This window comes from Streptomyces sp. NPDC102437 (genome assembly GCF_044765565.1).
GTDB lineage: Bacteria > Actinomycetota > Actinomycetes > Streptomycetales > Streptomycetaceae > Streptomyces.
This window is the reverse complement of record NZ_JBIWKI010000009.1, coordinates 205189-218665: the sequence shown is the minus strand read 5'-3', so window position 1 is coordinate 218665 and position 13477 is coordinate 205189. Positions and strand designations below refer to the sequence as shown.

The following is a 13477-nucleotide window of genomic DNA, read 5'->3' as shown; positions in this document are numbered from 1 at the left end:
TCGCCCGGTCCGGCGCGCTGGGCCGCAGATGCGGTCCCAATCATGGCGTACACGACGAGTGCGTGGAGGTACGCCGGTGACTGCCCAGCAGGACACACCACCCAGCAGTGACGGACTGTTCCGGACCAAGACGGTCGAGCAGTCCATCCGCGACACCGAGGAGCCGGAGCACGCACTTCGCAAGTCCCTCTCCGCCCTGGACCTCACGGTCTTCGGAGTGGGTGTCATCATCGGCACCGGCATCTTCGTCCTCACCGGCAAGGTGGCCAAGGAGACGGCGGGACCCGCCACCGCACTCGCCTTCGTGGTCGCCGGCGTCGTCTGCGCGCTGGCGGCGCTCTGCTACGCCGAGTTCGCCTCCACCGTCCCGGTCGCCGGCTCCGCCTACACGTTCTCGTACGCCTCGCTGGGCGAACTGGTCGCCTGGATCATCGGCTGGGACCTGGTGCTGGAATTCGCGCTGGGCACGGCGGTGGTGGCGGTCGGCTGGTCCGGCTACGTCCGCTCACTGATGGACAATTTCGGCTGGCACATGCCCACCGTGCTCTCCGGACCCGATGTGGCAAAAGGATTCGGCTTCGACATCCTGGCCTTCGCCCTGGTGCTCGTCCTGACCGTGGTGCTGGTGCTCGGCATGAAGCTGTCCGCCCGGATCACCACCGTCGTCGTCGCCATCAAGGTCGCGGTGGTCCTGATCGTGATCATCGCGGGGCTGTTCTTCGTGAAGGCCGCCAACTACTCGCCGTTCATCCCCGAGGCACAGCCGCAGCCCCCGGGCTCCGGGCTGACCGCGCCGCTGGTCCAGCTGATCTTCGGTTTCGCGCCCACCAACTTCGGCGTCATGGGCATCTTCACCGCCGCCTCCGTCGTCTTCTTCGCCTTCATCGGCTTCGACGTGGTGGCCACCGCCGCCGAGGAGACCAAGCAGCCGCAACGTGACATGCCACGTGGCATCCTCGCCTCGCTCTTCATCTGTACCGTGCTCTACGTCGCCGTATCGCTGGTGGTCACGGGCATGGAGCACTACACCGAACTGTCGGTGGAGGCCCCGCTGGCCGACGCTTTCAAGGCCGTCGGCCGTCCCGTCTACGCCGGGCTCATCAGCTTCGGTGCCGCGATCGGGCTCACCACGGTCTGCCTGATCCTGCTGCTGGGACAGACCCGGGTCTTCTTCGCGATGAGCCGTGACGGGCTGCTCCCGAGGTTCTTCTCCAAGACCCACCCGAAGTTCGGCACCCCGTACCGCCCGACCATCCTGCTCGGCGTGATCATCGCGATCGTCGCCGGATTCACCAGCATCAACGAGCTGGCGACGCTGGTGAACATCGGCACGCTCTTCGCGTTCGTCGTCGTGGCCCTGGGCGTGCTGGTGCTGCGCCGAACCCGCCCCGATCTCCACCGGGCCTTCCGCACGCCGTGGGTGCCGCTGATCCCCATCCTGTCGGTGGCCGCCTCGGTGTGGCTGATGCTCAATCTGCCCGCGGAGACCTGGCTGCGGTTCGGCGTCTGGATGGTCATCGGTGTGGTCATCTACTTCGCCTACGGGCGTGCACACAGCCGGATCAACGAGCCCGTGGGCCGGCCGTAGCGCGAGGCCGCGGCAGAAGGCCGGTGCGCGACGGAGTGTCAGGCACCGGCCGGACTCGCCGTCAGCCGCCGGTGGCGGGGGACTTCTTCGCGGACTCCGGGATCGTGGCGTCCTCGCGGATGGCCTTCCAGAGGTCGTCGGCCTGCGGCTGGGCCGCCACCACGCGGTTGCGGTCCTGCTTGTCGTACGCCACCGGAAGCATGATCGTTTCCATGGTGCCCGGGTCCACGCCGTTCATCGACCGGCCGAACTGCGCGAGGGACTTGAGCGAGGCGAGCTCCTCGTCGGTGGTCAGCGACTTGGTGGCCGAGCTGGCGATCTTGTAGGACTTGGTCGGACTGCCCAGCAAGTCCTGCGACTTGACCTCGCTCAGCAGGGCGAGCAGGAACTGCTGCTGGAGCCCGATCCGGCCGAGGTCGCTGCCGTCCCCGATGCCGTGGCGGGTACGGACGTAGGCGAGGGACTCTGTGCCGTCGAGCTTGTGCGTGCCCTTGGTGAGGTCGAGGCCGGACGACTTGTCGTGGATGTCCTGCGGGACATCGATCGTGACGCCCCCGATGGCGTCCACCAGATCCTTGAACCCGGCGAAGTTGATCTCCAGGTAGTGGTCGATCCGGACCTCGGACATCTTCTCGACGGTCTTGACCACGCAGGCCGGGCCGACCTGCGAGTAGACGGAGTTGAACATCACACGGTTCGCCGACGGCACCGTCGAGCCGTCCGCCTTGGTGCACTCGGGCCGGGTCACCAGGGTGTCGCGGGGTATGGACACGGCGACCGCCTTGGAGCGGCCCTCGGGGATGTGCACCACCATCGCGGTGTCGGAGCGGGCGCCGCTGACGTCACCGCCGCCGCCCAGCTCCTTGTTCTCGGCACCGGCCCGTGAGTCTGAGCCCAGCACCAGCAGGTTCTGGCCGCTGGTCGGCAGCTTCTCGGGGCGGTCCTCACCGAGCGCCTTGTCGATGTCCACGCCCTGGATGTTTCCGTCGAGGCGGCTGTAGAGCCAGTAGGCGGTGCCGCCGCCCGCGAGCACCAGGACGAGCAGGACGCCGAGGGTGATCTTGAGGCCGCGGCGGCGCTTGCGAGGGCCTTCCCCGCGCTTGCGTCCGCCGCCATGTGACGCCGAACGGCCTTCGCGCGTGCCCGGGGACTGGGACATGGCGTCGTGGCTCATCGTGGTCGAGTCCTCAAATCTCGTGGCCCGGGGTGGGCTGTGGAGTGCGTGGGACTCGGGTGGGGGGTGTGGCCGGTCCGTGCGTGCATGACTGAGCGTGCACTATAGAACAGAGGATCGGTCGAATGGGTGTTTTAGGCCCTGGAATCATGATCTGAGCAGCCCGAACTACTATTCGTTCATGACTTGGTTGATCACGGGTGGGGCCGGTTTCATCGGGGCGCATGTCGTCCGTGCCATGAGCGAGGCCGGTGAGCGGGTCGCCGTGTACGACGACCTCTCGACGGGCGACCGCTCGCGTCTGCCCGCCGATGTCCCTTTCATTCAGGGCTCGACGCTCGACGCGGACCTGCTTCGGAGCACCCTGGCGGAGCTGCGGGTGCGCGGGGTGGTGCATCTCGCTGCGAAGAAGCAGGTGGCGGAGTCCGTCGAGCGCCCGCTGTTCTACTACCGGGAGAACGTGCAGGGACTGCAGACCCTGCTGGAGGCCGCGGCCGACAGCGAGGTGCGGGCGTTCCTCTTCTCGTCGTCGGCGGCCGTCTACGGCATGCCCGATGTGCGGCTCGTCACGGAGACGACCCCGTGCGCCCCGATCAACCCCTACGGCGAGACCAAGCTGGCGGGCGAGTGGCTGGTGCGCGCGGCCGGCAAGGCGCACGGCATCGCCACCGCGTCGATGCGGTACTTCAACGTGGCCGGCGCGGCCACCCCCTCCCTCGCCGACACGGGCGTACACAACCTGGTGCCCATGGTCTTCGAGAAGCTGACGCGCGGCGAGGCCCCGGTGGTCTTCGGCGACGACTACGACACCGCGGACGGCAGCTGCGTACGCGACTTCATCCACGTCGACGACATCGCCTCGGCCCACCTCGCCGCGGCGCGGGCCCTCCTCGACCGGGAGCCGGGTGCCGACCTGACCGTCAACATCGGCCGCGGCGAGGGCGTCTCGGTGCGCGAGATGATCGAACTGATCGGTGACGTGACGGGGTACGGGGCCGAGGCGGCCCCGGTCTCGGCGCCGCGCAGGGCGGGCGACCCGGCCAGGGTCGTCGCCTCGGCCGACCGGATCCGTACCGAACTGGGCTGGTCCGCCCGGCACGACGCCCGCGAGATGGTCGCCTCCGCATGGGAGGGCTGGTGCCTGAGGCACCCCGGTGCGCGTCGGACCGCCCCCGCCACCAGCTCGACCTGAGCATGCCATGGCTTGTTTATGATGTCTCGATCCAGCACCCGTGACCTGCACGGGCCTGCTCCCAGGGAGGGTGACGAACAGCGATGCGCAGCGCCTCCCCACGTGAAGCGACGAAGCAGCGGAAGGAGCCGGTGGCGGAGGCTCCCGCACAGCTCGACCGGGCCCTCGGCGGCCCCTGGCTGCTGACCGGACACGACGGCAGGCTGACCGCGTACGTCCACGTCGAGGGCGCCGTGCTGCGCTGGACCGAGTCCGCCCCCGGCGGCCGGCGGTGGACGGGGCCGGACGTCCTGCCCGCGAAGGACATCGAACGGCTCACCGTGGTGCAGGGGCAGAATCGTTACGCCCATCTGCTGGGGCGCCGGGTCCGGCCCCGGGCCGACGGCTGGACGAACGTGGACATCATGTACGCCACGCAGTACCAGACGGCCCGTCCGATGACGCAGTGGCGCTCGCTGGGCAATCCGTTCAAGGAGATCGACAAGGCGGTCGAGACGGGCGTCCCGGCCGCCGCGGTCACCAGCGACGGCGCGCTGCACGTCTGTGTCCCGACCGGACCGGGCGGCGTCGCCCTGCGCCGCGAGGACAAGCGCGGCCGCTGGGAGGCCTGGACCCAGCTCCAGGTGTCCGGCGCCACCGACGGCCTGGCGCCCGCGGCGACCTCGTCCGGCCTGGTGGAGGTCCTCGTCCCCACCCGTACCGCGGCCCTACAGCTCCGGCAGCCGGAGCCGGGCGGCGCCTTCGTACGCGGCCACGACGCGGCCGTGCCGCCGCTGCCCGGATCGGTGACCGCTCTGGAGACCGCCCCGGGCCGGCTGACGTACTACCTGACCGACGCGCGGGGCGGCGGCGTGGTCGCGGTCCGGGCGGGCAGTTGGCCCGTACCGCTGGGGGGCAACCCCGGGGACGGCCGCATCGCCGCAGTCCGGACGACGGTGGACGGCTTCGACTGCACGGTGCTCGCGGTCCGCGGGGCCGACGGGACGGTCAACCTCGGGGTCTGTGCGACCGAGGGCGAGCAGTCCGGCTTCTGGTGGACCGGCACCGGAATGAGCTGTACCGGAGATCCGGCCCTGGCGGCCGACGGCTACGGAAGGGCGGTCGTCGCGGCTCTCGGCACCGACGGCTCACTGGCCGTCGCACGCCAGGAGGACGGCCAGGGGCTGACCCTCGGAGACTGGAGCCGGGTATGAGCGCCACGGGCCCGGCCGAGCGGGTGACGATCGTCGCCGCACGCCATCGCGAGGCGGTGGCGCTCGTCGAGGCGGAGGGAGCCGGCGCGGAGATCGGCGTGCTCTGCGTCGAGGAGGACGGCAAGGACGGCCGGGCGGCACTGGACCGCGCGCTCGCGGACGCCGAACGGCGCGGCTGCAAGGTCGTGGGCGCCCCCCGCACCGTCGGTACGCAGGACGGCGACGCGCTGCTGCGGGAGCTGCGCGCACTGCGCCCGCAGCGGGTGCGCCTGGCGGACCCCGATCCGGTGCACGTGTCGTACGACAAGGAACGCGACGTCCCCGTCCACGACGAGCCGCCCGGGAACGCCGACTCGGCGCTCGCCGCGCTGGCCGCGGCCCGCGAACACCAGCTGGAATCGGGCGTCCCGGTCTTCGTCGACTGTCACCGCGCCGGTGCGGACGGGCAGCCCGGTACCGCTCCGCAGCCGCGCTACCCGCACCCGGCGAACTGGCTGACCGAGGGATTCGACGGCAGGCTCTCCGCCTTTCTGCCCTCGGCGGCGGGCGTCGTGCGATGGACGCAGCGCGAGCCGGGGGGTGCGGCCTGGCAGGGGCCGGAGCTCCTTCCCGGCCCGCGGCTGATGCCCGGCCTCCGGGTGGTGCGGGACGCGCACGGCTTCCCGCACCTCTTCGCGCTGCGCCGGACCCCGCTCAAGGGCGGCGGCGAGGACGTCGCGGTGGTGCGGGCCACCCAGTACCGCACCGGGCACCCGCTCACCCCGTGGCACTCCCTGGGCAGCCCGAACTCCGGCCACCAGCACCGCAGCCGGGAGGTCGGCTTCCCGACGGCCGCGTTCGACGGCGCGGGCGGCCTCTTCGTCTTCGTACGCAACTTCGGGCACAGCGTGAGCTACCGGCATCAGGGGGCCGACGGCGTCTGGACCCCCTGGCAGCATCTGAGCGGCGTCCGCGTCGCCGACGAGCTCGTCACCGTGACCACGGCCGGTGGAGGGGTCGAACTCTTCGCGCGGGCCAGGGACTCGGCCGCCGTGCTGCGCTGGTACCGCTCCGGGCCCGACGGCGCGTGGACCGAGGACCGGGCGGTGCCGTTCTCGCCCCGTCCCGGATCCCTGGCGGCCGGGCCCGAGCCGGGGACGGTTCTCTTCCGTGACGCGAGGACCAACGAGCCCTGTGTCTGGTGGCCGGGCGCGACGGGACCGTTGCCGCTCGGCGGCGGCGACGACGGTGCGGGACCGGTCACCGGTGTCCGGGGCGTCGAGGCGGACGGCTGGTCGTACTCCCTGCTGGTCCGGTCCGGACCCGGAGGCGCCGCCGCGGTCGGGGTGCACGCCGAGGGCCGGGCGGACGCGGGCGTGTGGTGGAACGCACTTCCTGCGGATTCCGCCGTGATGCCCGCAGTTGTCCGGGATCGCGCGGGGGTTGTTACCTTGGCGACCCTCGTGGCTGGATCGCGACTGAGGATCTCTCACCGAGAGTCACCTTCTGACGGATTTGACTTCGATGTCTGGCACGCAGTGTGACGGTTCGGTGGCTCTGGTGATCTTTTTTGCCACCCGGTTGGCTGAAACCTGTTAAGTTCTTGATAAAATCTGCGAATCTTTCATGTGAAGGATTCGGGGGAGTCTCGTGAACATTCGGATGTCCCCTGACCGTGTATGGATCGACGGGGGCCTGCCGCTTTCGTTCTCGTGACTGAGGGGTTATGGCCAAGCTGTCCTTGCGTGCCGTCCAGAAGCTCACCTGCAAGAAGCGTGACGCCTGGTGGACGGTGATCCTGGTCGATCCCGTGGCCACACGGATGCTCATCGTGATGGCGCGGTTCAACTTCATCACGCCGAACCGTGTGACGTGGGCGGCGCTGTTCGTCGGACTCGGTTCCGCCGGGTTCTTCCTCAAGGGCGACATGCAGTCCCTGATCATCGGGGCTGCGCTCTACCACCTGAGCTTCATCCTCGACTGCATCGACGGAAAGCTCGCGAGGCTCAAGGGCAACGGCACCGTCTTCGGCGGCTGGCTCGACTACGTCTTCGACCGCATCAGAGTGCTCTTCTGCGCCCTCGCCCTGATGGGCGGGCAGTACCTGCGCAACGGTGATGAAAGGTTTCTGCTCGCCGCGCTGATGGTCGTCTTCCTCGACATGCTCCGGTACGTCGACGCGCTCCAGATCTACAAGATGCGCATGTCGATGCGGACGAAGATCGAGAAGGTCACCCGGGAACGCCAGGAGGCCGAACGCGCGGCCGCCGCCGAGGGCCCGGCGGAGCCCGAGGCGCAGCAGATCCGGTTCATGGAGGACCTGCTGCGGGAGAATCCCGAGGCCGAGGCGGAGCTGCTCAAGGAACAGGCGGGCGGCGCCGGACACGTCGTGGACCTGCACGCCCAGTTCCGTCACCGCTTCCCCTGGTACCTGCGGGTGCGGCAGGCGCTGTTGCGCAGCCGGATCAGGCCGCACCTCATCAGCGGCATCGAGTTCCAGATGTTCGTCTTCATCGTGGGACCGCTGATCGGCCAGATCCTCCTGACCACGGTGATCTCCGCGGTCCTGCTGGGGATCTTCGAGCTGATCATCATGTACAAGTTCTGGCTCTCCACCCGCGACTTCACCCATGTGATGGCCGAGCTGGCCGAGCCGCCGTCCGGCGCGGGCTCCATCGCCCCCCACCTCCACCGGGGCCGGCACCGCCGCGGTGTGCAGGGCGACCCGCTCTCCGCCCCGGAGTTCCAGGCGCCGCCCGCCTACGAGGACCCCGGATTCCAGCCGTACCCCGAGCCCTACACGTCGTACGGGGCACCGGGCCGGCCGTCCCCGGACCAGCAGCCGACGCCGGCGTACCAGCAGATGACACAGGCGTACCAGCAGGTCCGGACGCAGGGGTACGACCAGCAGGCGCAGGGCCGGCCGGTGTACGGCGCCCCCGGTGCCATGCCACCGAACCACGGGTACCCGGGCGATCGAGAGGGCGTCGGATGAACCACGAGCAGGACACACCCGACGTCTGGGTCACGGTGGTCATCCCCGCGTACAACGCGGCCACGACGATCGGCAAGGCGCTCCAGTCCGCCGTCAACCAGACGTACGAGCTGGTCGAGGTCGTCGTCGTCGACGACGCCTCCACGGACAACACCCTCGACGTGGTCAAGAACTTCGCCGGAACCAACGGCCGCGTCCGCGTGCTGCGCCGGCCCACCAACAGCGGCGGCGTCGGCGCGCCCCGCAACCTGGGCATCGCGCAGGCCGCAGGCCGGTACGTGATGTTCCTCGACGCCGACGACGAGCTGCCGCCCCGCGCCTGCGAGCTGCTGCTGGCCGGTGCGCTGGAGAGCGGGAGCGACATCACCGCGGGAAAGGCCGTCCGGGTCAACCGGGCCACCGGCGAGAGCGAGGGCTGGGCCCCCGAGGTGTACGCGCTGGCGCGCACCGTGCCAGGCCTGGTGGAGTTCCCGCTGATGCTGGCCGACCCGATCGCGGCGGCGAAGCTGTACCGGGTGGACTTCCTGCGCTCGGGCGGGGTCTGGTTCCCCGAGGGCGTCTTCTACGAGGACACGTACTTCTCCACCGTGGCGGGCTGCCTCGCCGACGGGATCACCGTCATCACCGACCCCGTCTACCGGTGGATGTGGGAACCCGAGGGCGGATCGATCACCGGCCGCACGGGCGAGCTGCGCTCCATCAGCGACCGGGTCGCGGTGCACCGCGCCACCGACGCGTTCCTCCTCGACCGCGGTCTGTGGCAGCTCAAGGTCCGCAAGGACTCCAAGTTCCTCGCCCACGACCTGCGCCTGTACATGCGGGCGCTCGCGGAGGGCGACCCGGAGTTCCAGCAGGGGTTCGCCGAGATCGCGAGCAACTACCTCTTCTCCATCAGCGACGAGGCGTTCGAGCTGTGCGATCCGGTCGACCGGGTCAGGGCCTACCTCGTCATGTACCAGGAGATCGAGGCCGCGCTCACCACGCTCGACTACGTGCAGCGCAAGAGCGTGCTGTCGTCCTTCCTCGTGGAGGAGGACGGCCGGGTGTACTGGTCGGGCGATCATCTGCACCTGCCGGACGCCCGGCGCATGCTCGATGTGACGGAGCTCGGCCTCTCGGCGGCCAAGCTCGCCCAGGAGCCGCTCTTCGCCCAGCTCGACGAGTGGTCCGTGGACGACGGGGAGCTCCGGTTCGAGGGCAGGCTGGTCAACCGCTTCGGGCGGATCGAGACCGGACACGACCTCAAGCTGACCCTGGCCGTACGCAACCGCCACACGAAGAAGGACGTCACCGTCCCGGTCGACGGCGTCGACATCGACGAACGGTTCGTCGGCTTCGGCGGCACCGTCGACCTGCCCGCTGTCCTCGGCGACGGTTTCTCCGAGAGCACGGTCTGGAACGTGTCGGTCGTCGTCGAGTGGAACCGGGCCCGGTCCCGCTCCCCGCTCAACGTGCGCGACGTGGACCTTTCCGGGCTGACCTTCCTGGCGAACGGGGAGGAGCTGGAGGGCTACCGCACGATCAGCGGCAACCTCGCGCTGCGGGCCGCCACGGCGGGCCGCAAGTCCTTCGAGTCCGCGCAGAACGACCCCGACGCGCCGTGGATGTGGTGGCGCGGCCGGATCCACCCGCCGATCTCCCGCCTGGACCATCCCTTCGAGATGGCAGTCGTCGTGCCCTGCTACAACGTGGCCAAGTACCTGGACGACTGCCTCGGCTCGATCGCGGCCCAGGAGGGCTTCGCCGCCACCCAGGTCATCCTGGTGGACGACGGCGCCACCGACGAGACGCCCCGGATCCTCGACAACTTCGCGCAGTACTACGCCAACGTCACGGTCGTCCACCAGACCAACGGCGGACTCGGAAACGCCCGGAACAACGGCCTGGACCGGGTCACCGCGCCGTACGTCACCTTCCTCGACTCCGACGACATCCTCGGCGAGCGGGCCCTGTCGCACATGCTCCAGGCGGCCTGGCGGGACGGCTCCGAGCTGGTCGTGGGCGACCTGGTGAACTTCCCCGACCGGCCCTACGGCCCGTGGAAGCAGTACTTCGGCAAGGGCGACCGCGTCATAGACGACTTCGCCTCCGTACCCGACCTGATCTTCAGCGGATCCGCGTGCAACAAGCTGTTCAGCACCCAACTGCTGCGCCGGCTCGGGGTGCGCTTCGGCGAAGGGGTCCACTTCGAGGACTCCTGGGTGACCCTGCCGAGCATGCTGCGTGCCAACACCATCAGCCTGGTCGACCGCCCGGTGTACTACTACCGCGGGCGCCCCGACGGGTCCTCCATCATGGACTCGCTGTGGAGCAAGCCGGCGAACTACCGGGACCATCTGCGGCTCAACCACTTCCTGCTGGACTACACCGCCGCCGAGCGGGCCGACGTCCGGCACATGTTCCAGCGCTATGTGACCCGCACCTACAAGGGCTTCCTGTGCAACGCCCGTAACGTCATGGGCCGTACGCAGCTGGAGGAGATGTTCCCGGGCATCCGCCGCCACTACGCGCAGATACCCGACGAGGTCATCCTCGAATACGCCACGAACCCCGCCCAGCAGCTCGACCACTACGCGGCGAAGAGCGGGAACTTCGAGCTCTTCTGCAACCCGGAACCGGCGCTGGAGAACGCCCCGCTGGCGCTGGAGATCGACGACGACGGCTTCCACCGGACCTTCCCGGGCGGCACTCAGAACACCCGGACCGCCCGCGTCAACGACCCCAACGTCGTCGTCGAGTCGGTCCGTACCCGGGGCGACGTGCTGGTCGTGGAGGGCTGTCTGGCCTTCCCCGGCATGGACATCAGCGGCGCCATGGAGAACGAACTGGAGTTCGTCTACCAGACCGCGCAGGCCAAGGTCGTCGTACCGCTGCGCCAGGTCGCCCGCCGCGACCTGTGGAACACCCGCAACGGCCGCGACCTGTACGCCGGCTGGTACGCGGAGGTCCCGGTCAAGGACCTGACGCGCGGCGGATTCGGGGTCGGTGACTTCCGGCTCCGGGTGCACCGCGTGGACCGCTCGCGGCAGCGCAATGTCGTCATGAAGGCGCGCCTTCCGCTGCACCGGCTCAAGGGCCCCGGCCGGATCGCCGGCCACCCCTACATGCTGACCATCGGTGGCCAGGACGCGTTGCACCTGCGGCTGATCGACCGGAAGCCCGTCGCGCGGGCGAAGCACGCCCTGTGGCGGACGGCCCGCGAGATACGCATCCTCAAGACCCGCAACCCGGGCTGGCGCATGCGACTCGCCTACTGGCTCATGTACCCGTTCCTCAACTCCCGTGAGATCTGGCTCATAGGCGAGCGGTCGGACACGGCCCAGGACAACTCGTACCACTTCTTCAAGTGGATGCGGACCCACCGCAAGCGCCGCAAGGCGTACTACGTCATCGACGGGAACTCCCCCGACTACAAGAAGGTCGCCCCCTACGGCCGGGTGATCAAGCTCGGTTCGTTCAAACACCGGATGTATCTGCTGCACGCGACCAAGCTGATCGGGTCGTACGACTCCGAGTCGTACCTGCTGCCCGAGGGCTACCGGAAGGTGCTCTTCCTGCACCGCTTCGGTGAGCTGCTGAAGTACCAGCGGGTCTTCCTCCAGCACGGGATCATCTACAACGACGTGACCTCCGGTGTGGACCAGCGGATCACCAGTTACGACATGATCGTGACCACCGGCCGTCAGGAGCGCGCCTACCTGGCCAAGGAGGCCGGCTTCGGCGACCGCGCCGTGCTGGCGGGCCTGCCCAGGTTCGACGCGCTGCGGCGGGAGCCGGGGGAGCGTCCGCGCATCCTGCTCATGCCGACCTGGCGGCAGTGGATCGTCACGGCCTCCTACAAGAAGTCCGCGGGCCCGGCCAAGACCGCCTTCACCCAGTCCGAGTACTTCCGGTTCTACCGCTCGCTGCTCTCCGACCGGCGGCTCGCCGCGGCCCTGGAGCACTTCGGCGTCGACCTGGAGTTCTTCCCGCACTACGAGATCCGGCCCTACCTGCACAACTTCCGGATCGACTCGCCCGCGATCGAGGTCGCCGACCCCGGTACGCGCAACGTCCAGGAAGCCATGAAGGAGTGCTCCCTCATGGTCACGGACTACTCCTCCGTCTTCTTCGACGTGGCCTACATGGGGATTCCGCTCGTCCATGTGCCCTTCGACGAGGAGGACTTCTACGGACGGCACTACAAGCGGGGCTACTTCAACCTGACGGAGCACGGCTTCGGCCCGGTCTGCCGCACGGTCGACCAGGCCGTGGACGAGATCATCGCCTCGATGGCCAGGGGCTTCACCGTCGAGAGCCCGTACCGCGAGCGCGCGGAACACTTCTTCGCGCACCGTGGCGAGGGCAACTGCGAGCGGGTGTACGAGGCGATCGACGCCCTGGGGACGGCGAGCGCCGCCGATCTCGGACCCTCTGGCCCAGTCGCCGCCCTGCCCGTCACCCGCGCGCACCGGGACGACGACATGCACGGTGTACCGGACGTCGGTGCCGCGGCTCTGGACATGGTCGGCCGGGGAACGAACGAGAACGGGTGGGACCGTGCTGTCTGACTGGAATCCCGAGCAGGGCAGGCCCCGCCGGATCTTCCTCGCGGGCGACTCCGCCGCGGTGACGCGGGAAGCGAGCAAGGCGCCGATGACGGGCTGGGGCCAGGTGCTCCACTTCTTCCTCAGCTCGCAGGAGGTGGAGGTCGTCAACTGCGCACGGGCCGGAGCGAGCGCCCGCACGTTCAGCGAGCGGGGCAGGCTCGACTGGATTCTCCAGAACATCCGCCCCGGGGACTACCTGTTCACCTCGTTCGGCATCAACGACGCCAAGCCGGAGGAGTGGCTCCGTACGGAGGCGTACGGTGACTTCCCGCACCACCTGCGGAAGTTCGTCGACGGCGCGCGCGAACGCAACGCCCATCCGGTGCTGATCAGCCCGCCGGAGCGGGACACCCACGATGTGCACGGCAACCTGCCGAGGAGCATCACGGAGTACGTGATGGCGATGCGCGACCTCGCGGCGGAGTGCAGCGTTCCCTACGTCAACCTCTACGACCAGACCCACGGCTGGTGGGAGGGGCTGGGCCCGGAAGGCGTGCGCCCCTTCTTCATCCACCTGGAGCCGGGGGAACACCCGAACTATGCGGAGGGGTTCCACGACCCCGGCCACATGACGCCGGAGGGAGCCATCGCGTGCGCGCGCTATGTCGCCTACGCGCTGGTGGAGCAGCGGATCGTGCCACCGCACTGGGCCGTCAACCTCGACCGCGCGGACTTTCCTCCGGAGTGGGTGAGCTGGCTCGACGAGGAGACACACGCCGAACTGACCAGGTCACGCACGCTGGGCTCGAACTGAGAGTCGGACGATC

At 69.3% G+C, this 13477-nt stretch carries 8 protein-coding genes; 7 read left to right on the top strand and 1 reads right to left on the bottom strand.

From position 1 onward, the window contains the following. Nucleotides 1–76 precede the first annotated feature (76 nt). On the top strand, nucleotides 77–1588 hold the full coding sequence (locus ACIRJP_RS14545; protein ID WP_404172772.1) for an amino acid permease: 1512 nt from the start codon (nucleotides 77–79) through the stop codon (nucleotides 1586–1588). 61 nt (nucleotides 1589–1649) lie between these two features. Here ACIRJP_RS14545 and ACIRJP_RS14540 read toward each other — a convergent pair whose 3' ends face one another. Next, complete coding sequence (locus tag ACIRJP_RS14540; protein ID WP_404172871.1) at nucleotides 1650–2747, bottom strand: LCP family protein; 1098 nt, start codon at nucleotides 2745–2747, stop codon at nucleotides 1650–1652. A gap of 196 nt (nucleotides 2748–2943) precedes the next feature. On the opposite strand from ACIRJP_RS14540, the gene galE reads away from it, so the two are divergent. From galE to ACIRJP_RS14510, 6 genes are all read left to right on the top strand, one after another. Then, nucleotides 2944–3954 (top strand): UDP-glucose 4-epimerase GalE, encoded by a 1011-nt coding sequence (gene galE, locus ACIRJP_RS14535; RefSeq protein WP_404172769.1) that lies wholly within the window; start codon nucleotides 2944–2946, stop codon nucleotides 3952–3954. Nucleotides 3955–4085: 131 nt separating this feature from the next. Further along, a complete protein-coding gene (locus ACIRJP_RS14530; protein ID WP_404172766.1) occupies nucleotides 4086–5147 on the top strand; it encodes a hypothetical protein in 1062 nt (353 codons plus the stop codon). After that, nucleotides 5144–6670: a hypothetical protein gene (locus ACIRJP_RS14525; protein WP_404172763.1), complete on the top strand. Its 1527-nt coding sequence runs from the start codon at nucleotides 5144–5146 to the stop codon at nucleotides 6668–6670. The genes ACIRJP_RS14530 and ACIRJP_RS14525 overlap by 4 nt, the downstream gene beginning before the upstream one ends. Nucleotides 6671–6852: 182 nt before the next feature. Continuing rightward, on the top strand, nucleotides 6853–8121 hold the full coding sequence (locus ACIRJP_RS14520) for a CDP-alcohol phosphatidyltransferase family protein (protein ID WP_404172760.1): 1269 nt from the start codon (nucleotides 6853–6855) through the stop codon (nucleotides 8119–8121). Then, complete coding sequence (locus ACIRJP_RS14515; RefSeq protein ID WP_404172757.1) at nucleotides 8118–12671, top strand: glycosyltransferase; 4554 nt, start codon at nucleotides 8118–8120, stop codon at nucleotides 12669–12671. The genes ACIRJP_RS14520 and ACIRJP_RS14515 overlap by 4 nt, the downstream gene beginning before the upstream one ends. Next, a complete protein-coding gene (locus ACIRJP_RS14510) occupies nucleotides 12661–13464 on the top strand; it encodes a rhamnogalacturonan acetylesterase (RefSeq protein WP_404172755.1) in 804 nt (267 codons plus the stop codon). Before ACIRJP_RS14515 ends, ACIRJP_RS14510 begins: the two co-directional genes overlap by 11 nt. Nucleotides 13465–13477: the final 13 nt, after the last annotated feature.

Bases quoted from the DNA above. Each gene is read 5' to 3' on its own strand.
- ACIRJP_RS14540 (WP_404172871.1), bottom strand. From the start codon at position 2,747: ATGTCCCAGTCCCCGGGCACGCGCGAAGGCCGTTCGGCGTCACATGGC.
- galE (WP_404172769.1), top strand. From the start codon at position 2,944: ATGACTTGGTTGATCACGGGTGGGGCCGGTTTCATCGGGGCGCATGTC.
- ACIRJP_RS14525 (WP_404172763.1), top strand. From the start codon at position 5,144: ATGAGCGCCACGGGCCCGGCCGAGCGGGTGACGATCGTCGCCGCACGC.
- ACIRJP_RS14520 (WP_404172760.1), top strand. From the start codon at position 6,853: ATGGCCAAGCTGTCCTTGCGTGCCGTCCAGAAGCTCACCTGCAAGAAG.
- ACIRJP_RS14515 (WP_404172757.1), top strand. From the start codon at position 8,118: ATGAACCACGAGCAGGACACACCCGACGTCTGGGTCACGGTGGTCATC.